At 70.1% G+C, this 18,534-nt stretch carries 16 protein-coding genes, 1 tRNA gene and 1 pseudogene; 11 read left to right on the top strand and 7 right to left on the bottom strand.

The window, feature by feature from the left end:
- Positions 1–124: 124 nt before the first annotated feature.
- A complete protein-coding gene (locus RM446_RS10150; RefSeq protein ID WP_311544951.1) occupies positions 125–517 on the bottom strand; it encodes a winged helix-turn-helix transcriptional regulator in 393 nt (130 codons plus the stop codon).
- Positions 518–606: 89 nt separating this feature from the next.
- Here RM446_RS10150 and RM446_RS10145 point away from each other — a divergent pair, with 89 nt between their 5' ends.
- Positions 607–1,254, top strand: coding sequence for an NAD(P)-dependent oxidoreductase (locus RM446_RS10145; protein ID WP_311544950.1), 648 nt, complete (start codon positions 607–609; stop codon positions 1,252–1,254).
- An 88-nt stretch (positions 1,255–1,342) separates the two neighbouring features.
- On the opposite strand, the gene RM446_RS10140 is transcribed toward RM446_RS10145, so the two are convergent.
- Both RM446_RS10140 and RM446_RS10135 read right to left on the bottom strand, forming a co-directional pair.
- Complete coding sequence (locus RM446_RS10140) at positions 1,343–2,656, bottom strand: metal-dependent hydrolase family protein (RefSeq protein ID WP_311544949.1); 1,314 nt, start codon at positions 2,654–2,656, stop codon at positions 1,343–1,345.
- Positions 2,657–3,460: 804 nt separating this feature from the next.
- A complete protein-coding gene (locus tag RM446_RS10135; protein WP_311544948.1) occupies positions 3,461–3,775 on the bottom strand; it encodes a hypothetical protein in 315 nt (104 codons plus the stop codon).
- Positions 3,776–4,470: 695 nt separating this feature from the next.
- Between RM446_RS10135 and RM446_RS10130 the strand changes: the two genes are divergently transcribed.
- The 7 genes from RM446_RS10130 (at position 4,471) to RM446_RS10100 (ending at position 11,709) form a co-directional block, all read left to right on the top strand.
- Positions 4,471–5,718 (top strand): Nramp family divalent metal transporter, encoded by a 1,248-nt coding sequence (locus tag RM446_RS10130; RefSeq protein ID WP_311544947.1) that lies wholly within the window; start codon positions 4,471–4,473, stop codon positions 5,716–5,718.
- 333 nt (positions 5,719–6,051) lie between these two features.
- A complete protein-coding gene (locus RM446_RS10125) occupies positions 6,052–6,276 on the top strand; it encodes a hypothetical protein (RefSeq protein WP_311544946.1) in 225 nt (74 codons plus the stop codon).
- A 190-nt stretch (positions 6,277–6,466) separates the two neighbouring features.
- Positions 6,467–7,042, top strand: a complete 576-nt coding sequence (locus RM446_RS10120; protein WP_311544945.1) for a MauE/DoxX family redox-associated membrane protein — start codon at positions 6,467–6,469, stop codon at positions 7,040–7,042.
- A 24-nt stretch (positions 7,043–7,066) separates the two neighbouring features.
- Positions 7,067–7,609 (top strand): TlpA family protein disulfide reductase, encoded by a 543-nt coding sequence (locus RM446_RS10115; RefSeq protein ID WP_311544944.1) that lies wholly within the window; start codon positions 7,067–7,069, stop codon positions 7,607–7,609.
- Positions 7,609–9,531, top strand: coding sequence for an ABC transporter ATP-binding protein (locus RM446_RS10110; RefSeq protein WP_311544943.1), 1,923 nt, complete (start codon positions 7,609–7,611; stop codon positions 9,529–9,531). Before RM446_RS10115 ends, RM446_RS10110 begins: the two co-directional genes overlap by 1 nt.
- Positions 9,532–9,545: 14 nt before the next feature.
- Positions 9,546–10,097 carry a S26 family signal peptidase gene (locus RM446_RS10105; RefSeq protein ID WP_311544942.1) on the top strand — a complete coding sequence of 184 codons (552 nt, stop codon included), beginning with the start codon at positions 9,546–9,548 and terminating at the stop codon, positions 10,095–10,097.
- An 82-nt stretch (positions 10,098–10,179) separates the two neighbouring features.
- Positions 10,180–11,709 carry a helix-turn-helix domain-containing protein gene (locus tag RM446_RS10100; protein WP_311544941.1) on the top strand — a complete coding sequence of 510 codons (1,530 nt, stop codon included), beginning with the start codon at positions 10,180–10,182 and terminating at the stop codon, positions 11,707–11,709.
- Positions 11,710–11,911: 202 nt separating this feature from the next.
- On the opposite strand, the pseudogene RM446_RS10095 reads toward RM446_RS10100, so the two are convergent.
- Both RM446_RS10095 and RM446_RS10090 read right to left on the bottom strand, forming a co-directional pair.
- Positions 11,912–12,019 (bottom strand): annotated as a pseudogene (locus RM446_RS10095) (NUDIX hydrolase); the annotation flags it as partial.
- A 352-nt stretch (positions 12,020–12,371) separates the two neighbouring features.
- A complete protein-coding gene (locus tag RM446_RS10090; protein WP_311544940.1) occupies positions 12,372–13,325 on the bottom strand; it encodes an NAD-dependent epimerase/dehydratase family protein in 954 nt (317 codons plus the stop codon).
- Between the two features lie 117 nt (positions 13,326–13,442).
- On the opposite strand from RM446_RS10090, the gene RM446_RS10085 reads away from it, so the two are divergent.
- The gene (locus tag RM446_RS10085) at positions 13,443–14,168 is read left to right on the top strand and encodes a TetR/AcrR family transcriptional regulator (protein ID WP_311544939.1); all 726 of its coding nucleotides are present in this window, start codon (positions 13,443–13,445) and stop codon (positions 14,166–14,168) included.
- Between the two features lie 80 nt (positions 14,169–14,248).
- On the opposite strand, the gene RM446_RS10080 is transcribed toward RM446_RS10085, so the two are convergent.
- Together RM446_RS10080 and RM446_RS10075 are read right to left on the bottom strand one after the other, a co-directional pair.
- A complete protein-coding gene (locus tag RM446_RS10080; RefSeq protein WP_311544938.1) occupies positions 14,249–14,623 on the bottom strand; it encodes a tetratricopeptide repeat protein in 375 nt (124 codons plus the stop codon).
- A gap of 267 nt (positions 14,624–14,890) precedes the next feature.
- Positions 14,891–14,963, bottom strand: a tRNA-Lys gene (locus RM446_RS10075).
- A 327-nt stretch (positions 14,964–15,290) separates the two neighbouring features.
- Here RM446_RS10075 and RM446_RS10070 point away from each other — a divergent pair.
- On the top strand, positions 15,291–17,240 hold the full coding sequence (locus tag RM446_RS10070; RefSeq protein ID WP_311544937.1) for a hypothetical protein: 1,950 nt from the start codon (positions 15,291–15,293) through the stop codon (positions 17,238–17,240).
- On the top strand, positions 17,230–18,474 hold the full coding sequence (locus tag RM446_RS10065) for a hypothetical protein (protein WP_311544936.1): 1,245 nt from the start codon (positions 17,230–17,232) through the stop codon (positions 18,472–18,474). The genes RM446_RS10070 and RM446_RS10065 overlap by 11 nt, the downstream gene beginning before the upstream one ends.
- Positions 18,475–18,534: the final 60 nt, after the last annotated feature.

The raw sequence follows: 18,534 nt of genomic DNA, 5'->3' as shown, positions 1-18,534 counted from the left end.
AAGAGCGATGAGGGTGATGGACGACACGGCCACCCGGGAGCAGGGCCGGCAGGTGCGGTTGACCGGCTCTTCTGCACGCGCAGCAGCGAATCTCACGTCAGCCTGCGGTACTCGAAATGCGGAGTCAGGAGGAAGCCGATCCGCGGTCGTAGGCCTCCTGCGACGCCGACACGTCGCCGAGATGCGCGATCGACCATTCCTCGAGCGCGCGCAGCGGCTCCCGCAGGGTACGGCCCGCCTCGGTGAGCGTGTACTCGACGCGCACGGGAACCTCCGGGTAGACGGTACGGCGCACGATCCCGTCCCGTTCGAGCCCGCGCAGAGTCTGAGTGAGCATCTTCTGCGAGACGCCCTCGATGCGTCGGCCCAACTCCGAGAAGCGGGCGGGGCCGTCCCAGAGGGCGCCCACGATGAGGACCGTCCAACGGTCGCCGATGCGATCCAGGATGCGGCGAGTCGGACAGTCCGCGCGGTAGGGGGTTCCGCGGAGCACCGGCTCGCCTTCAGGGGTTACCACGAAGTGCCTTCTTCCCAATGGAGAGCTGCACTCATACAGTAACCACGCCGCGTCATCCGACGCCACCCCTCCCATCGGAAGGCACCCTCATGTCTCGCATTACCGTCATCGGCGGCACCGGCTACGCCGGTTCGGCCATCACCGCGGAGGCCGCCGCCCGCGGCCACCGGGTCACCGCGCTGAGCCGCTCGCGCCCCGACGCGCCGATCCCGAACGTGACCTACGTCCAAGGCGACGCAAGCGACGAAGCAGCGCTCTCGGCACCCATCGAGAACGCGGACGTCGTCGTCGGCGCACTCGCCCCACGCGGTCCGCTGGCCGACACCTTTCGTGACGTCTACCGCACCATCGCGCGGCTGGTCGATGCCGCAGGCGTACCCCTGTTCATCGTCGGCGGCGCCTCGTCGCTGCGCCCCGCACCCGGAGCGGATCGCTTCGTCGCCGACCTCAGCCATATCCCCGCAGAGCTCCACGGCGAGATCCGCGCCGGTGCGGCGCTCGTCATCGAGGATCTCCCGGCCACGCCCGCGTCACTCGACTGGGTCTTCGTGAGCCCGGCACTCCGGTTCGGCGCACGTATGCCCGGCGAACGGCTCGGCCGTTACCGGCTCGGCGGCGAGGCCGCGGTCCAACCCGAGGACGGCGGCGCGATCTCCGCCGCGGACTACGCCCTCGGGTTCCTCGACCTCATCGACAAGGGCGAGCACCACAGGGCACAGGTCAACCTCGGCCACTGACTGGTGCGGGGTGGGGGCGGTGATACTGGCCCGAGCAGCACCCGCCGCGACGGCGCACCGCCACCAGGGATGTGGAATCCACCGCCTGCTATGCCCCGATCAGGTTCTTGTGGATGTGCCCGTCCTTGATGATGACGGCCAGATTCGTCTCGGGATCGGCCAGCAGATCGAGGTTCCGGGTCGGGTCCCCGTCGACCACGAGCACGTCGGCCCACGCGCCCTCGACGATCCGTCCCAACGCGGGCGCGCAGCCCTCCAACCGGTACGGATCGCGGTCCCCCGCAAGCGCGAGCAGGGCGGCGTTGCCGGAGGTGGCCATCGTCAGCGCCTCGGCGGCGGTGTATCCGAAACCGGTCAGGCGGGGCAGCATCCGCGCCTGCATGCGGCTTTCGGAAGGGTTGAGCAGCAGGTCCGTGCCGAACGCCGTCTTCACCCCGTACTGCCGCGCCCAGCGGTAGGTCTGCTCCACCCCCGCGCACACCCGTCGGTTCTTCTCCGCAGAGGCGGGATTCTCATAGGAGTGGTCGCTTTCGACGAACGGCTGGGTGCTCAGCCAGGTCCCGCGCTGCGCAAGCAGGGCGATCGTGGACTCCTCGGCGAGGTGGCCGTGCTCGATTGATTTCACCCCCGCCTCGACGGCGCGCTCGATGCCGGCGGGCGCATAGACGTGCACCGAGACGTAGGTGCCCCAGTCCTCAGCGGCCTCGACGGCGGCGCGAAGCTCATCGGGCGTGTACTCGGACACCTCCAACGGGTCGTAGGCCGAGGCCACCCCGCCGCCCGCCATGACCTTGATCTGGCTGGCGCCCTTTTTGAGCTGCTCGCGCACCGCCGCCAGTACACGGGCCCGGCCGTCGGCGATGCGCGACATGCCCAACTGCTCGGCCCGGGAGGACGCGCCGCCCAGAGCGGTCGGAGGCTCGTAGGCGGCGCCGAAGTCGGCGTGCCCGGAGGTCTGGGAGATCCCCGCCTGGCAGGGGTAGATCCGGGGGCCGGGAAACACTCCGGCATCCAGGACTCGCTTGAGGTCGACGGTGTCGCCGGACATGTCGCGGACGGCGGTAAAGCCGCGCAGGAGCATGGCCCGGGCCTCGGCCAGGCCGTTGTAATAAGCGAGACCGGCGCCGCCCAGCAGCAGTTGGGCTTGGGTGCTCCCCGCAAGCATGACGTGGGCGTGGGCGTCGATCAGCCCTGGCATCAGCGCCCGGGAGGTTCCGTCGGCCCGCCTGCCGTCGATGACCGTCGCCTCGATCCCCGACGGCGGTTCCTCGGGGGCGAGGAAGACCCGGTCGATGCGGCGGTCCTTGAGTAAGACGTGGCCGTGGCGGAGTTCCCGGTCGACGCCGTTGAAGATGCGCACGTCGCGGATGAGGATCACCGGGCATGACGACGGTCCGCTCATGCGCCACCACTATCCGAAGTGGATCGGGCACAAACGAACCGGCCCGGAGACCCCCGGGTCACGACGCCGGCTCGATGCACCCGCCGGCGTCCGGTGGTCGAAGCCGCCGCGAACGCCGCTGCCGAGGACCGGCCTCCATCGGCCCTGATCCTGCACGGTCGAGCCGCGGCGCATCACCGGCAGGGGATGCCCGCACCCGCCGCGCTCGGCGGTTGGAGGATCCACCGCAGCAGGACAGGGCGCAGCGGCATTCCCGACTGGGCTCGAATCGGCCCCCCTCGGCGGTTGCCTTGGGTGCCGGTTGAAAACATGCAATGCGTCAGCAAACTGCTGGAGCAGATCTGGGATCGACAGCAAACAATACTGGGCGGTCGGCCTCATGCGGAGAGCATCCCTCAGGCGTGGGTCAGAGTGCCAACTCTCGACATGCTTTTGTGTTACCGACCAAAACGACCTGGGGCGGAGTACGCAAGCCTCCTCCACGTGGGCCGGGCCAGAGAAATCAGAACGTCCGATTGAAACACGGGGCTCTCGAACTCGGCAGCATCACCCGCGACCATGCGTACAAGCACCGGAAATCCGGGGGGACAGGACCCTGCCGGACAGACCGCGAGAACGGTGGAGCCCTTGGGCCGATACGCTGAGTTCACCGGCCACCGCCCAGGGATTCGTTGTTTTCCCAAACATCGATAGTCAGGCGGTGGCCGTCTGATTTTTCGGATATTACCCCAGGTCGGAGGCTTGTTTACCTGGCAGCCCGATGAGACGGCCGAGACCGGGGGAACCCGGATCCAAGCTGGAGCATCAGCAGGCGGGAATACCCGGGTAGGAGAAGTAGTGGGCGCTGTACGTGTAATGCCCGGACCCGGTGCGGTACCAGTAGTTTCCGTAGCTGTTTTGGAGTCCGCACTGAATGTAGATGTAGCTGCCGGGCTTGATGCTGCCGATCTTGTGGCTGCTCCCATAGGGCTGGGTGCGAACGGGAGCCTCCGTGTACGCCACGATCTTGATGCTCGCCGCCTGCGCTTCTTCCCCCGAGGGCGCTACCGAGGCTGACGCCGGAACGGCCGAAAGCGACAGCGCAGCAGCGAACGAAGCAATGAGTACGGATGACTTCAAGAATCCATTTTTCACAAGGCACTCCCAAGATTAGTCCCAGCCACCGCACTGTGGCTCCGACTCAGCGAAAAAACGTATCCCGATCGGGCGGTCGAAATACAACCAAGGCGGCCCCCGGGAAGTCAAGCGCCATAAACATCGAAACCTAGAAGGTGAATCCTCTATTCAATTCTTCACATCCAATGGCAAGGAAGACGTGGATCACGCAGTGAGCAGCGCGTTTGCGCAGTTCGGTGGCGTGGGGCGCCACGGTGTGCGGGCATCGGCGTGACCGGTTCCCCTTGGAGCGGGTCGTCGTCGACTCGGGCGAGCAGGGTGGCGAAGCCGCCTGTCCCAGCGTCCTTGCCGCGGACCGAGGCGGAGGCCACCACGTCCGCGGCGTGGGGACGGGCGGTGTGCACGACCGCCGAGGCTGAACACCGGCCTTCTGGCCGGGTCCCGTTCGGCAGTCGTTCGCCGACGCAGGCTTTCTGCACCGGATGCGCCGAATGACAGTGCAAGAAGAAACTCGCGCTCCTCGCCACCGATCCCTAACGTGTCACGGGAAATTCCGGCGGAACCAGTGGTTGCCGAGGGACGACGGAGCAGCGTGGAGCGGGACCCGCGAACCGGGCTCCGCTCCGTACAGGCATCCGCGATCGGCGACCAACGGCACCGGACCGGTCTCACCCTCAGACCAGTCCTAAGGGGCACACTTGCTGCGAACTGAGCAACGCACGACCAACTGGAAGCTCATCGGGCCCGGCATCGTCGTCGCCGCCACCGGCGTCGGGGCCGGCGACATGGTCGCCAGTCTCGTGGCAGGGGAGAAGTTCGGCTACGCACTGCTCTGGGCGGTCGTGCTCGGCTGCATCGTGAAGATCGCCCTGGCCGAGGCCGCGGGCCGCTGGCACCTCGCAACCGAGCGGACCATCTTCGACGGCTGGCGCAGCATGGGCGTCTGGACGTTCGCTTTCTTCGGCCCCTACATCGTCATCTGGGGGTTCGTCTACGGTGCCTCGGCGATGTCCGCGACGGCTCTGCCTCTCGCCGCACTGTTCCCCTCGGTGCCGCTCTGGGTGTTCGCGATACTCGCCGGAATCTCGGGACTGGTCTTCGTCTGGTTCAACCAGTACGCCGTGTTCGAGAAGGTCATGACCGTCCTCGTCGGCGTCATGTTCGTCACCGTCGTCGGCCTGGCGGTCTACATCGGCCCCGATCTGGGTGCGCTGGCCGTCGGGCTGGTGCCGTCCAGCCCGGATGAGTCGCTGTTCAACACCCTGGGCCTTATCGGCGGCGTGGGCGGGACCATCACCATGGCGGCCTACGGCTTCTGGGTCAACGCCAAGGGGTGGCGCGACGCGGCCTGGATCAAGATGATGCGCTTGGACAACCGGGTCGCCTACATCACAACCGGCGTCTTCGTCGTCGCGATGCTCATCGTGGGCGCGGAGATGCTCAGCGCCGGCCGGGTGGCGCTGGCCGAAGGCAGCGAAGGCCTGGTCAGCCTCGCCGACGTGCTGGAGGAGCGGTTCGGCCGAATCGTCTCGGTCGTGTTCCTCATCGGCTTCTTCGCCGCCGCCTACACCTCGATCATCGGCGTTTGGCACGGGGTCAGCCTCATGTTCGCCGACTTCGTGGGCAACATCCGCGGCAAGCCCAACCGGCCGGTGGAGGAGCGCGAGACCAGCTGGGAGTTCCGGGCCTACCTGCTCTGGCTGACCTTCCCTCCGATGCTGCTGCTGGCGGTCGGCAAGCCGATCCAGCTGGTCATCGCCTACGGCGTCCTCGGCTCCGCGTTCATGCCCTTCCTCGCCTTCACCCTGATGTGGCTGCTGAACTCCAAGCGGACACCGCAGGAGTGGCGCAACGGGATCGTCAGCAACGTCGGACTCACCGTCGCCGGAGGGCTGTTCCTCCTCCTGTGCGCCAACGAGCTCTTGGGCCGCATCGGTGCCGCCTGAACACGGCAGCCGACCGCCGGCCTGAACGCGGCGGAGGGGGCACGGCAGCGGGGATGCGCGCGCCCTCCGCCGTCCGAACGATCCCGAGGAGCTGGTTCATCCGAGAGGGCTGAACCGCGGGAAAGAAATGCGCTCCAGCGGATTCCGCTGCGGTCGAGCGATTCGGGGATGTAACTCATTCCGCCGTTCGAGCGCGTTTGATGCATGTCCTTTTTCGGAGCCTCAACAAGGGCGTGCAGTGATCCAAAAAAATGCCGCAAACACCTTGACCTCGACCGCGGGCATGTTAATTTTACTACGCACCTTCCGCCACAAATGAAAGGAATATTCTGCATGAAGATCATGGATGCTGTATCCCGGATCGGTGACCGGATGCTGGAGAGCGTGGTCCCCGAGGCCGCGGCCCAGGCCGACCAGTTCGAGTGCATCTGGGAGCAGTCGTGCCGACTCCCCTACTGCGGGAGCAACATCTTCCTGACCCTGTACAACCGCCAGGTCTGCGCGGGTCACTCGGAGCCCAGCTACGGCCCCTGGGAGCGGGTCGGCTGCTACTGCTAGGCGCCGTCCGGGCCTGATCCCGCTGCCACCGGGACCGTGAACCGGCCGTCCGCCCGGTGGCGGCGTCCTCCGGATTCGGGTTCCGCACCCCCCGGAACCCGAATCCGGTATTCGAGTCTGTGCGCCCGGGCCTGCAAACCGCACCGCATCCACCACTGCCGGTGCACGTGAGAAAGTACGAGGCCTGCGAATGCTGCCTTACGCGGCTCTGGCATTGCAGATGGCCGTCGCCGGAGTATTCCTGGTATCTGCGGTGGCCAAATTCCGGACGACCGCGAATGAGGAGACATGGTCGATTCTGGTGGGCCTGCTGCCGGTGCAGGGGCAGGGATTCCCGGTGCGGGCCGCGTCGCGGGTGCACGCCGCCGCCGAACTGGCTCTGGGCCTGACGCTCCTCGCCGGCCTCGCCGGTTTCGCCGCCGGTACCGTACTGCGCGCCGCGGCGCTGTCGGCGGCCGTGCTACTGCTGTCGGCGTTCACCGCTCTGGCCGCCTACGCCGCCCGGTCGGGGACGGCGATCCCTTGCTCGTGCTTCGGGCGCTCGAACGCCCCCCTGGGTTGGCCCCACGTCTGGCGCAACCTCGCGCTCACCGGCGTTGCGCTGTCCGGCCTGGTCTGCACGGTCGCTGCCGACCCGGGGGCGCAGATCCGGCCGGGCGGAGCCGCCATCGCCGCCGTCGCCGCTCTGGTGGTCACGGTGCTGACCGCCTTCTACGACGACATCGTCGACCTGTTCGGAACCCCCGACCGGCTGCGGCGCGTCTAGTCCGAACTGAAAGTGGAGGCCACCATGGAGATCCTCGTCGGGTTCGTCGTCCTGATCGGCGCCGTCACCCTGATCAACCTGCTGCTGACGCTGGCCGTGGTCCGCAGGCTCCGCCGCCTCGACGAGCGGCCCGCCGCTCAGGCCGCGGCCCCGCCCCAGCTGGACGAGTTGCCGGCCGGCAGCCCTGTTCCGCGGTTCCGCAGCCGGACGCTGGCCGGCGAAGCGATCACCTCCGACGACCTCCTCGGCCAGGAGACGGTCTTCGCGTTCTTCGACACCGGGTGCTCGGTGTGCAAGACGGTGATCCCCAAGCTGGCCGCGCACGCCGACGCGAACGGCCTCAAGCCCGGCCAGGTCGTGGTGGTCATCGGCGACCAAGGCGCCGAGTCGGGTGAGTACACGCGGGAGTTGGACGGCGTGGCGACGGTGATCGTCGAGCCGCGGATGGGCCCTGTCGCCCAGGAGTTCGGAATCCAGGGGGTTCCGGCGTTCGTCCGGGCCGACGCCGAGGGCGTCGTCATGCGTTCCGGGACCACCGTAGCCGCGCTGGTGCCGGTGAGCACCTGATGGCGGTGACGCAGACCGCCGAGTCCGAGTCCGGCGGCCGCGCGGGGCTCGGCGAATCCGTGCGGCGGATGGGGCACGCGCTCGCTCTGGCCTGGCGGGCCGGTCCCTTCACGGCATCGCTGTATCTGGTCACAACCGTGGTCCTGGGGCTGTTGCCGGCCGGGGTCGCCCTGCTCACGAAATGGCTGATCGACGCCCTGCAGTTCGCCGGTTCATCGGCACCGGCCCCCGCCCCCGCTCCGTCGGGACCCGAGATCTCCCCGATGATGCTGGTCGTGCTCATCGGCCTGATGGGCCTCGTCCAGGCGGTCGGTACCTACCTCTCGACCTACCTGACCTCGCGGATCAAGCGCGGCGTCACGCTGGTGGTCCAGCATCGGCTCTACTCGGCGGTGAACCGCTTGGAGGGCGTGCGTCGGTTCGAGGACCCCGCCTTCCGGGACCGGCTGCGCCTGGCCCAGCAGGCGGCGATCACCGCACCGGACGCCGTGATCCAGGCGCTGTTCGGTGCTCTGCAGAGACTCCTGACGATCACCGGTTTCCTCGGCGTTCTCGTGGCCATCAGCCCGGTCATCACCGTCATCACCATCGCCGCGGCGCTACCGGCCCTGTTCGTGCAACTGTCGATCAGCCGCCAGCAGGCGTCGATGATGTGGCGGATGAGTCCGCGTACCCGGCGCCGGATGTTCTACCAGACCCTGATGCTCGACCTGGCCGCCATCAAGGAGACCCGGCTCTTCGGCTCGGGCGGCTTCCTCCTGGGGCGGATGCACGACGAGACCGTCAGCGTCAACAGCGCGGAGGAGCGGCTGGACCGCCGGATCCTGCTGACCCAGGGACCGCTGTCGGTGCTGAGCGCGGTCGTCGCCTCGGGCGGCCTCGTGTGGATGATCGCCGCGACCATCCGCGGCGAGTTCACCATCGGCGACGTCTCCGCGTTCATCGCGGCCGTCGCCGGCGTGCAGGGGGCCATGACGGTGATCGTCGCCGACATCACCCGGGGGTACCAGTCCCTGCTGCTGCTGGGCCACTACGTCGACGTGGTGCGGGTGGGGCCCGACCTGCCCGTCCCCGCGGACCCGCGGCCCGTCGCACCGCTGCGCGGCGAGATCCGGCTCGACGACGTGTGGTTCCGCTACACCGACGACGGCCCCTGGGTGATCCGCGGGCTGTCGATGACCATCCCGGCCGGTAGCACCCTCGCAATCGTCGGGCTGAACGGCGCGGGCAAGAGCACCCTGGTCAAGCTGCTGTGCCGGATGTACGACCCGACCTTCGGCAGCATCCGCTGGGACGGCGCCGACATCCGGGAGTTCCGCGTCGACGACCTGCGCTCCCGGATCAGCGCGGTCTTCCAGGACTACATGTCCTACGACCTGTCGGCCCGGGAGAACATCGGCATCAGCTCCCTGGAGCACATGGACGACGCCGACCGGATCGACGCGGCGGCGCGGGACGCGGGAGCCGCCGACTTCTCCGCAACCCTCCCCCGCGGCTACGACACCATGCTCTCCCGCATGTTCTACCAGGACGAAGGAGACGGATCCGACGGCGTGACGCTGTCCGGCGGGCAGTGGCAGCGGTTGGCGATCGCGCGGGCGCTGATGCGCCGGGGACGCGACCTGCTGTTCCTGGACGAACCGATGTCCGGGTTGGACGCGGCGGCCGAGCAGGACCTGCACGAGCGCCTGCGGGTGCTACGCGCGGGCGCGACGACGGTGTTGACCTCGCATCGCCTCGGCACCCTGCGCTACGCCGACCGGATCGTCGTGATGCAGGAGGGCCGGATCACGGAGGAGGGCGGGCACGACGCGCTTATGTCGGTCCAAGGGGAGTACGCCCGCCTGTTCTCCCTCCAGGCGGCCGACTACGTAGACGGCGACACGTCGGAACAAGACGCCTCCAAGGCGCTTTCGCGGTAGGGATCGGGGTGTACATGGTGGTTGCCGGAACCGGAGCAGCGGTGGTGCTGGCGGCGCTCGCCACGCTCTGGTGGGCGGGGCGCCGCTATGCCGCTGTCACCGTCGAGGGGCACAGCATGCGGCCCGCGCTGGATACGGGCGACCGGGTCCTCATCCGGCGCGGTGCCCGCCGCGCGGGCAGGGGCAGCATCGTGGTGGTGGCGCGCCCCCGAATCCAGAGCGGCTGGAAGGCGAGCGGACCCGTCGAGCGGAGGCTCGCCGACCGCGAATGGTCCATCAAGCGCGTGGCCGCAGTGGCCGGAGATCCCTACCCGGAGCCGATCGACCGCCCCGGGTTGGTTCCGGAAGGGCACATCGCCGTCCTCGGCGACAATCCGGTCAGCGTCGACTCCAAGCACCACGGGCCCTGCCCGCAGGACCAAGTCCTGGGCGTCGTGGTGCGGCGGCTCGGCTCCCGGGCCGCCCGCCCTTCGGCCGCCGGCGCGGGCGCGGGCGCGCCCCAGGGAACCGTGCCTGGCCACGGAACCGGGCGCGCCCGCGACAGTATCCGACCGGAACAGCAGTGAGCACGGGGCGATGAGGACAGAGACGACGAGCGGCCCCGGTCGGCGTGGGGACGATAGGGATCGGGCTGCGGACCTTCGGGAAATGCAGCGCGCGGTCAACGCGGCCGACGGCATGCAGCGCCTTCTGCGCTGGCTGGTGCACCGGTTCGGCGGGAAGGCCGCGGTCCTGGATGCCGGCGGACTGGTCAGGTCCGCCTTCCCCGCGGACGCGGGGGGCGCCGCCTGGGCGGAGTCCCTGCCCGCCGCTGCCGGCCGGGACGCGCGCCGACGGCCGGGGCAGGGCGTGCAATCGGTTCTGGAACGCCGGACACGTTCGGCGGTGCTCGAAGCGGGCTTGTACGAGACCCATGTCATCGCCTTGAACGACGACCGGCCGGGCCCGGCTCTCCTGGTGTCTGTGCCCGGTCGACTCCCCATCGGCGCGAGCTGCCTGCTGATCGATGCGGCCGGGCTCCTCGGCTTGCGATGGCGGGTGGACGAGGCCGAGCGGCAGCGGCGCGTTCTGGCGGTGGCCGACAACCGCGCCAGGGAGGCGGTTGTCCAACTGCTCATCGCGGGCGCCACCGCGGAGGCGACCCGGGTGGCGGACGTCCTCACTCCCTCCCTGCCGGAGCGGGTCTGCGTCCTGGTGGTGGACTCGCCGCCGGAACGCCGCAAGGATGTCGTCAAGCGCTGCGTCACCGCGTCCAAGAGCACAGCGTGGGTGTTGCGCTGCCGGGTATACACGCGGCACACGATCGTGGTCGCCCCCAGCGGCGCGGCCTCCGGCGGCCGCCCGAGCGCCCGTACCCGCTTCGACGCGGCCTTGCGCGACCTGATCGACGAGACCTCCGAGATCAGGATCGGCGAGAGCCCCGGCCTCGATCTCGGCGACGTGGGGATCGGTTACGAGCAGGCGTTCCAGGCCGTGGCGGCGCAGCGGGAGGCGGAACGCCACGCGGTGTTCGACGAGCGCGGGGAGCTGCCCCGCGTCCTCGGCGAGGGGGCGCGCCTGTGGGCGCGAGCGCACCTGAGCCCGCTTCTCGACTATGTGCCCGAGCGGCGCCAGGACCCGGACAGTCGGGAACTGCTGTCCACTCTGCGCGCCTGGCTCGACTTCCGCGGCGGCGCCGGGCGGCAGCTCAACCTGCACCGCAACACCGTCAACAGCCGGTTGCGGCGCGTCGAGGCGCTGCTCGGAGTCACGCTGACCGACCTGATGGCGTCGGCCCGCCTGCACCTCGCCCTCCGCATCATCGCCGAGCACCGCGTCCCTCCGACCCCGGACACGGCGGCCCCACCCGACCTGGCGGCTCTGCTCGACACCGAACCGGTGCGCCGATGGGCCGATGAACTGCTGAAACCCATCCGCGACGGGCGGTACGACTGCCTGGAGCCGACCCTGCACACCTGGCTCGACTGCGACGCGAATCTGGAGAGCACCGCAGCCGAGCTCCGGGTATCCCCCACCGGAGTCCGCAAGAGGCTGGTCAAGCTCGAGAACGCACTCGGCCGGTCCTTGCTGAAAGGGCCGTCGGCGCGTTACGACCTCGCGATCGCAATGAGCGTCGCCGACAACCACTGCAGGAGCCGCGGATTCCGACCGGTGCGCGCGCCGGTGCGACCGATGTGAGATACGCCCGTTCCCGGCCAAACTTCCCGATCGACCACCGGGTACGGAGCGAAGATGATCTTGAACGGAGAGCGGGCGCGGGCGAGCCCGACACCGCCCGCGAAACGCTGCACAACACTCAGGAGGGCTACCGCACCGCCGGCTTCACCGTCGGCGAGGTCGCACTCCACACCATGCGCCACGAGGTTCTCCGGCCCCTGCGGGCGTCAGTCCCGGCGACCGGCTCAGGCATTTCCGGGCCGAGTGCGAGGTAGGCGACGGTAACGATACGGCCGCGGGGGTCACGATGGGGCTCGCCATAGGCGCCCACGGCAAAGGCTCAGTCGCCGAGTTCCTCCTGGATCTCCTTGGTTGTGGGAATCCCGTTCCGCTGGCCGGGGCCGTCGAGGGTGAGGTCCAGGTCCAACCGGTTGCCCGAGTCCGGCGATCCGGGTCCCGAATCTCGGCCGCCGTGCGCACCCGACCCCGGTCCGAGGTCGCCGAGGCATGAACGCGGAGATCCCCCCCAAGTCTTAAGGACGGCTCGTGGGCGGGGCGGCCCTGTCGTTCACGGGTGTGGGTGCTGCGGCCGGCGTACCCCGATGGCCTGGCGCGGCACCCGCGTCATGCGCACTGTGACCGGAGGGACGGCCCCGCGCTTCGGCGGTGGAACCGGCGGCATCTCAAGAGCCGGCCGACACCGCTGCGGCGCGGGCGCTCAGCCCTTCGGCCGTGGAGCGCACGATCTCCTGCCACGGGGTCGCCTCGACTCCGAAGGCCTCAGTGGTCGCGGCGGCGTCGATCACGTAGGGGAAGTCCCACTGGTAGAGCAGCTCACCCATCTCCCGCAGGAACGGCGAGAACGGGAACGCGGTCCTCAGCAGCGGTCGCGGGATCTTGACGACGCCGGGGACGGCCACCCCGAACTCCCCCGCCATGTCGGCCGCCAGGTCCCGCACTGTGCCTGCCGGAGGCGAGGGCACGTGCCAGGGGTGGCCCCAGGCCCGCTCGTCGACGGCTGCGGCAGCCAGGGTACGGGCCATGTCGGGGATGTAGGTGACCGAGTGCACCTGGTCGGGATCGCCGAAAGTGAACACCCGGCGCTTCGTGCGCACCTGCTCGGCGTACAACTCGGGGTAGCTGGCCGTGGGGTTGAGCGTGCCGATGTAGTCGGAGGCGCGCACCTCGGTCACGCGCAGAGCACCCTGCTCGTGGCGGGCCAAGGCGTCCTGCCAGATCCGTGCGCGTATCCGGCCTTTGCGGTCGGTGGCCGCCAAGGGCAGGTCGCGGTGCATCGGCCCCTCCACCGGGCCGTACCCGTAGAGGCACCCGCCGATGGCCAGCACCGCCCCGGTCAGCTCGGCGGCTTCCATCAGGGACGCGGCCAGCGGGGGCCAGTGCTGCTCCCAGGTGTCATACGAAGGCGGGTTGGCGCAGTTGTAAAGCGCGGCCGCGCCGCGGGCGAGCCGAGAGAGCTCGGCGGCGTCGGTCGCATCGGCGCGCACGCGCTCGACCCGCGGGTGGTCGGGGCCGCCCCCGGAGCGGGTGACGACCCGGACTTCCTCTCCCGAGTCGGCCAGGTGGCGGGCGAGCGCGGTGCCGAGCGGACCGGCGCCGACGATGACGTGGAGAGACATGGCAGAACCTTTCGCGAGAACGTTGATCTCAATACAGATCATTGTTCCGCGACGCGTGAAAGTCAAGAGCACTGTTCGCACTTAACATCACTGTCCTGTCCGTGGCACACTCGCTGCATGACAGGCATCCGCGACCGCGTCCGCGCCGAGTTCGTCGCCGAGATCACCGAGGTCGCCCGCCGCCATCTGGGCGAGCACGGAGCGGCCGGGCTCTCCGTACGCGCTGTGACGCGCGACCTCGGCATGGCCGCTTCCGCGGTCTACCGGTACTTCCCGAACAGGGACGCCCTGCTGACGGCGCTCATCGTCGCCGCCTACGAAGGGGTGGGGACCGCGGCCCGGGAGGCGGAGTCGGCACTCGACCGCGACGACCACGCCGGCCGCTGGGCGGCCGTCTTCCGGGCGGTGCGCGCCTGGGCGCTGGAGCACCCGCACGAGTACGCCCTCATCTACGGCTCACCGGTCCCCGGCTACTCCGCCCCGCAGGACACCACCGAACCCGCCACCCGCGTCGTCCTACTGCTCGTCCGCATCGCCGCCGACGCCTTGCGCGGACCGGGCCTGACGCCCGACGGCCCTCCATCCGCCCCCGCGGACCTGCGCGCTGACATCGAGGCGCGCCTCACCGCGATCGCCGCCGGCATGGATCCCGAGCGTGCCGAAATGGTCACCGCCCTGCCGCCGGAGACCGCGCTGGCCGTCATCGACGCCTGGACAGCCCTGTTCGGCACCGTCGGATTCGAACTCTTCGGCCAGTACGACGGAGTCATCGAAGCGCGTCAGGCCCACCTCGACCACGTGGCGCGCACGACGGGACGCGCCACCGGAATCCCGGGAACCTGACCCGCCCCACCCCGCGGTCGGCACGAACCGCTCACGCTCCGGCGGAGGGATAGAGCATTCTGCGGATTTTTTTGCGCAGGTCAGCGACCGAGCGCTTCATCCCAGCGCTGCTGCGCCTCGTCGCCCGCGGCTTCGAGGGCCGCGGCGAGGTGCTCGAGGGAGACCGCCAGATGCCAGTGATCGCGGTCGCCCAGATCGACCAGGGTATCGGCGAGATTGCCCCAGGCGATGCCTTCCCAGCGGCGTTCGCCGAATCGGCGGGCGATGGCCAGGCTTTGCTCGAAGTGCATGCGTGCCTTGTCGAGCCGCCGACTGCGGAGATGGGCGGGGCCGAGTCCGTTCAGAGTGGTGGCCTCGCCGATCGGATCGCCGGTTTCGCGTCGAATGCGCATCGAGGCGATGCGCCGCTTCGGCGTGCCCTCAGAGGTGCTGATCGACAACGGGAAGCAGTTCACCGGCCGCTACTCCAAACCCGCTCCGGCAGGGGTCATGTTCGAGCGTGTGTGCCGGGAGAACGGCTCTGCCGCAGAATCCCGCGGGACCCGCGTCGCTCCAGCGAGCTCGGCTGCGCCGCGGGTTCACGAGTTGTGGGCAGGCGCCAACACGGACGCTGACCTGCGAAATCGACACAGCGGCGACATAAGAGCACCCGCGGAGCAACCGCGCCCGCGACATCCGGCGCCTCATAACCCCAAAAGGGCCGATGACCTGCGAAAAGAGGGTGCGCCATCAAGGACTCGAACCTTGAACCCACTGATTAAGAGTCAGTTGCTCTGCCACTTGAGCTAATGGCGCTGAAGGCCGACGAAAGTCCGCCATGGCAAGGGATTGGTCCTCCCCCTGCGGACCCGAGTTTACCGGATGCCCCCGATGCCCCGGCCCGCGGGGATGCAACGAGCATCACGCGCCGGACCGGTGCACGAACCCGGCGCGGAGGGGTGCGCGTCCAGACGCGGTGCGGTCCCGGGCGGTTTCGGGTCGATCGCGACCCCGGCCGCTGAACTCCGGCCTCGGTGGCACCCGGTCGACCGCGCACGCCCCACGCCCCCACTGCGATCGCGGCACCCGCAGCGGGCTTCCCCGGCCAGGGGCTCGGAAACGAGGCGCAGCTACGATGTCCCGGTGAACGACGCTCCCTCTCCCCTCCAGCGGCTCAGCGTCATCCCCGCTGTGGTGGCACTCGCCTTCCTCGTTCTCCTCGTTCTGCCTCCGGGTGAGGCCCGGGCCGATATCGAGCCACCCGTGACCGCGGCCGAGCACTACGCCGAACTCCTCTCCGAGGAACCCGAGGGTGCCGCGGTCGTGGTCGACGGCGCCGTCGGCGGAACGCTGACGCCCGAGGAGATGACCGGCGACCTGCACTCCGTGTTCGGCGAACTGGGCCTGCCCTACTACGTCGTGGTGACCCCCTTCCTCGGGCCGGGGTCGGAGGCGGGGACCGCGACGATCGCGTCCGCCCTGCACGACCGGCTCGGCTCCGACGGGGTGTACGCGGTGCTCGAACCGCGCGGAAGCGCGCTGGAGGTCGAGGCCTACGGGGTCGAGGCCGACACGGAAACCGCGCTTCACCTGGCGATCACCGACCCCGACCTCCGCTACGACGACCCCGCGCCCGACGTGGCCGAGGTGCTCGTCGCAGCGCTTAAGGACCCGGACGCCGCCGAGGAGGCGCGGGCGCAGCGCCAATGGCCGTGGCCGTTCCGCGCGGACACCTTCGAGGGCCTGAACCCGAGCCGTCCCGATGGCCCGGAGTCCATCGGGTTCCTGTCCGGGGCGGTCGGAGGGGCGGCGGTCGCCTTCGGCGTGTGGTGGCTCTGGCGGCCGGCGCGCCGCGGACGCCTCCTTCCGGCCGCGGCGATCGGGGTCGGGACCGCGGTCGTCGCCGTCGGCGCGGTCACCGCGCCGACGGTGTGGGTGGCCGCAGCTCCCGTCGGCGGGTACGAGCGACTCGACGCCGAAGAGCTGGCCCGAATGGAGGAGCCCTACGTCGTCTCCACCGAGCGCGCGGCGCGCATCGCCCGGGCCCTGGAGGCAGATCCGCTCTACGTCGACCCGCTGGTGCGGCTGCCGCGCGACGGCCTCGACAGCGCCGCGGGCGGGATCGGCGATGCGCCGGTCCCGGTCTATGCGGCCGTGGTCCCGCTGGACACCGACGACGAAGCCGGGGGCGACCACGAGGTGCTCGCCGCCGCGATCGCCGCGCTGGCCCAACGCGAGGGGGTCTACCTCGTCGCCGGGCGGGGCATCGGCGACACCACGAACGTCGGGGCCGCGGTCCACGGCTTCGGCACCGACTACTCCTTCGGTTACGCGATGCGGGGGATCGAAGCGGACACCCCGGCCGGCGCCCTGCGCAAGGCCGTCGCCGCGCTCGACGAGGTCGAGCTCACCCCGGGCGGTTCGCACGTGCCGCAGTTCGCCGATCAGGAGCCGAGTACTCCGGCTCCGCGCATGGAGCGCTACTGGGTGGACGGTGTACTGCTCGGGTTGTCGACGTACGGCCTGCTCGTAACGCCCGCGGCCATCGCCCTGGGCTGGCTGGCGCTCTACGCGCTGCGGGCCTGGCGCGGCGGCGGGAGAGTCGTCGGCGAGAGCGCCCTGCGCCGACTCGCCCGGCGCGAGACCACGCGGCTTCGTGCGCTGCTCGCCGACCGTTCAGGCGACCTGCCCGAGGAGCTGCTCCCCCAGGCCGACGCCGCGCTGTTGACCATGGAGGCCCGCCCGCGGCCCCTGGACCTGCTGGGAGTGGTGGTGCTGGCTCGGCGGGTCGCGGCCGAGGCCGAGGATCCCGGCGCCGCCCCGCGGGAGCCGTGCGCGACGAACCCGCTCCACGCGTGGGCCGTCGAACGCGACCGGAACCCGAGGAGCCGCACCGGCAAAGACAAGGTGTGCGCGCACTGCGCCGCCTTGCCCCCCAAGTCACGTGCCGCACGCGTGCTGCGGCTGCGGGCCGACGGGACCGCGCACGCCTATGACGGCAAGCCGAACGACCCGTGGATCCGCCACCGCTTCGGGGCCGACGCCCCCGCGGCGATGGTGCAGGCGCTGTTGAAGGAGCACCATGTCAGCTAGAGTTCGAGCCGTCGCGATGCTGGCCTCGCTGACGGTGCTGTTCACCCCGTTCACGGCTGCCGCCGCGGCACCGGAGGAGTCCGGCACCGGCGGTTCGGCCCCCACCCCGGCAGAAGAGATCGCCGAGTCCCTGGCCGATTCGCCGGTCCACGTGGATCCGGCCTATGAGACCGCCTTTCCCGAGGCCGAGCGCAAGCGCATCGCCCGGCGGATCGAGCAGGGGCAGCTCAACCTGTACGTCATCGTGATCCCATTGGCCTCGGGCGATGCCTGGGACGGCGAACCCGAAGCGCTGCTGACCGCTGTGAACGACCGCATGGGTCCGGAAGCGCGGCACATGCTGGCCTACGATCAGTCCGTCGACGGCACTCTGACCGGAACGGACTTCGGCCCCGAGTCCACTGACGCGGCCTTCTACGGCGCCCTGACCTCCAACGCCCTCCATCGGCAGGACGAGGGCGCCTCGATCGCCGACCGGGTGGAGTCGGCCGTGGACGCCGCCGCCTCTGAGGACCCCGCAGGTGCCTACGAGGAGGCGGAGGCCGCCTACGAGCCGGCGACCGCGACCGGATTCGCGGGCCTGCCGCCGTGGGCGCTGTGGGCAGGGATCGCCGCCCTGGTCTTGTTGCCGGCCGGGGGCGGACTCCTGCTGCTGCGGCGCCGCCGCGACGCCTCCCCGGCGGTTCCCCAGCACGCCGCCTTCGACAACGCCGATCGGGCACAACTGCGCTCCCTCGTGGAGCGCGGCGAACGCGACCTCATCGAGCTCGGTGAGCGGCTCAGCGCGGCCACCGGGGTGCCCCAACGCGACTTGGCGCGCGCGCTGGACGCGCGCGACGCCGCTGCGCGGGTCCACGACCGGATGAAGGACGAGGGGCCCGCGCTGCCCGAGGCGGCCGGTGTACTAGTCCTGCTGGACCTGGCCGAGGATGCGCTGGCGGGGCGCGGCAGTCCGCGTCGGCCGTGCTACGCCAACCCGCTGCACGGCAACCGGACCCGCCGGGCCCACTGGCGCGAGTTCGGCGGCAACCGCACCATCGAGGTCCCGCTCTGCGCCGAATGCGCCGGCGCGGTGAAGAAGCGGGTGCGGCCGACCGTGCTTCCCGTCGAGTACGACGGCCGCACGGTGCCCTACTACGAGGTGCCCGCACAGCAGAGTGTGTGGGCGGCGACCGGGTTCGGCGCCCTCACCGACGACCTCGTCGACCGCATCCTGGCCGGGCAGCACCGGTGAGCTCCTTCTGGCCGTTCCCGCAGAGCAGCGTCGATCTTGTAGCCATCGTCACCGAAAATC

Source organism: Streptomonospora wellingtoniae (assembly GCF_031845375.1).
Lineage (GTDB): Bacteria > Actinomycetota > Actinomycetes > Streptosporangiales > Streptosporangiaceae > Streptomonospora > Streptomonospora wellingtoniae.
Note: the sequence above shows the minus strand (reverse complement) of the source record. Positions and strands in the feature narration are given on the sequence as shown.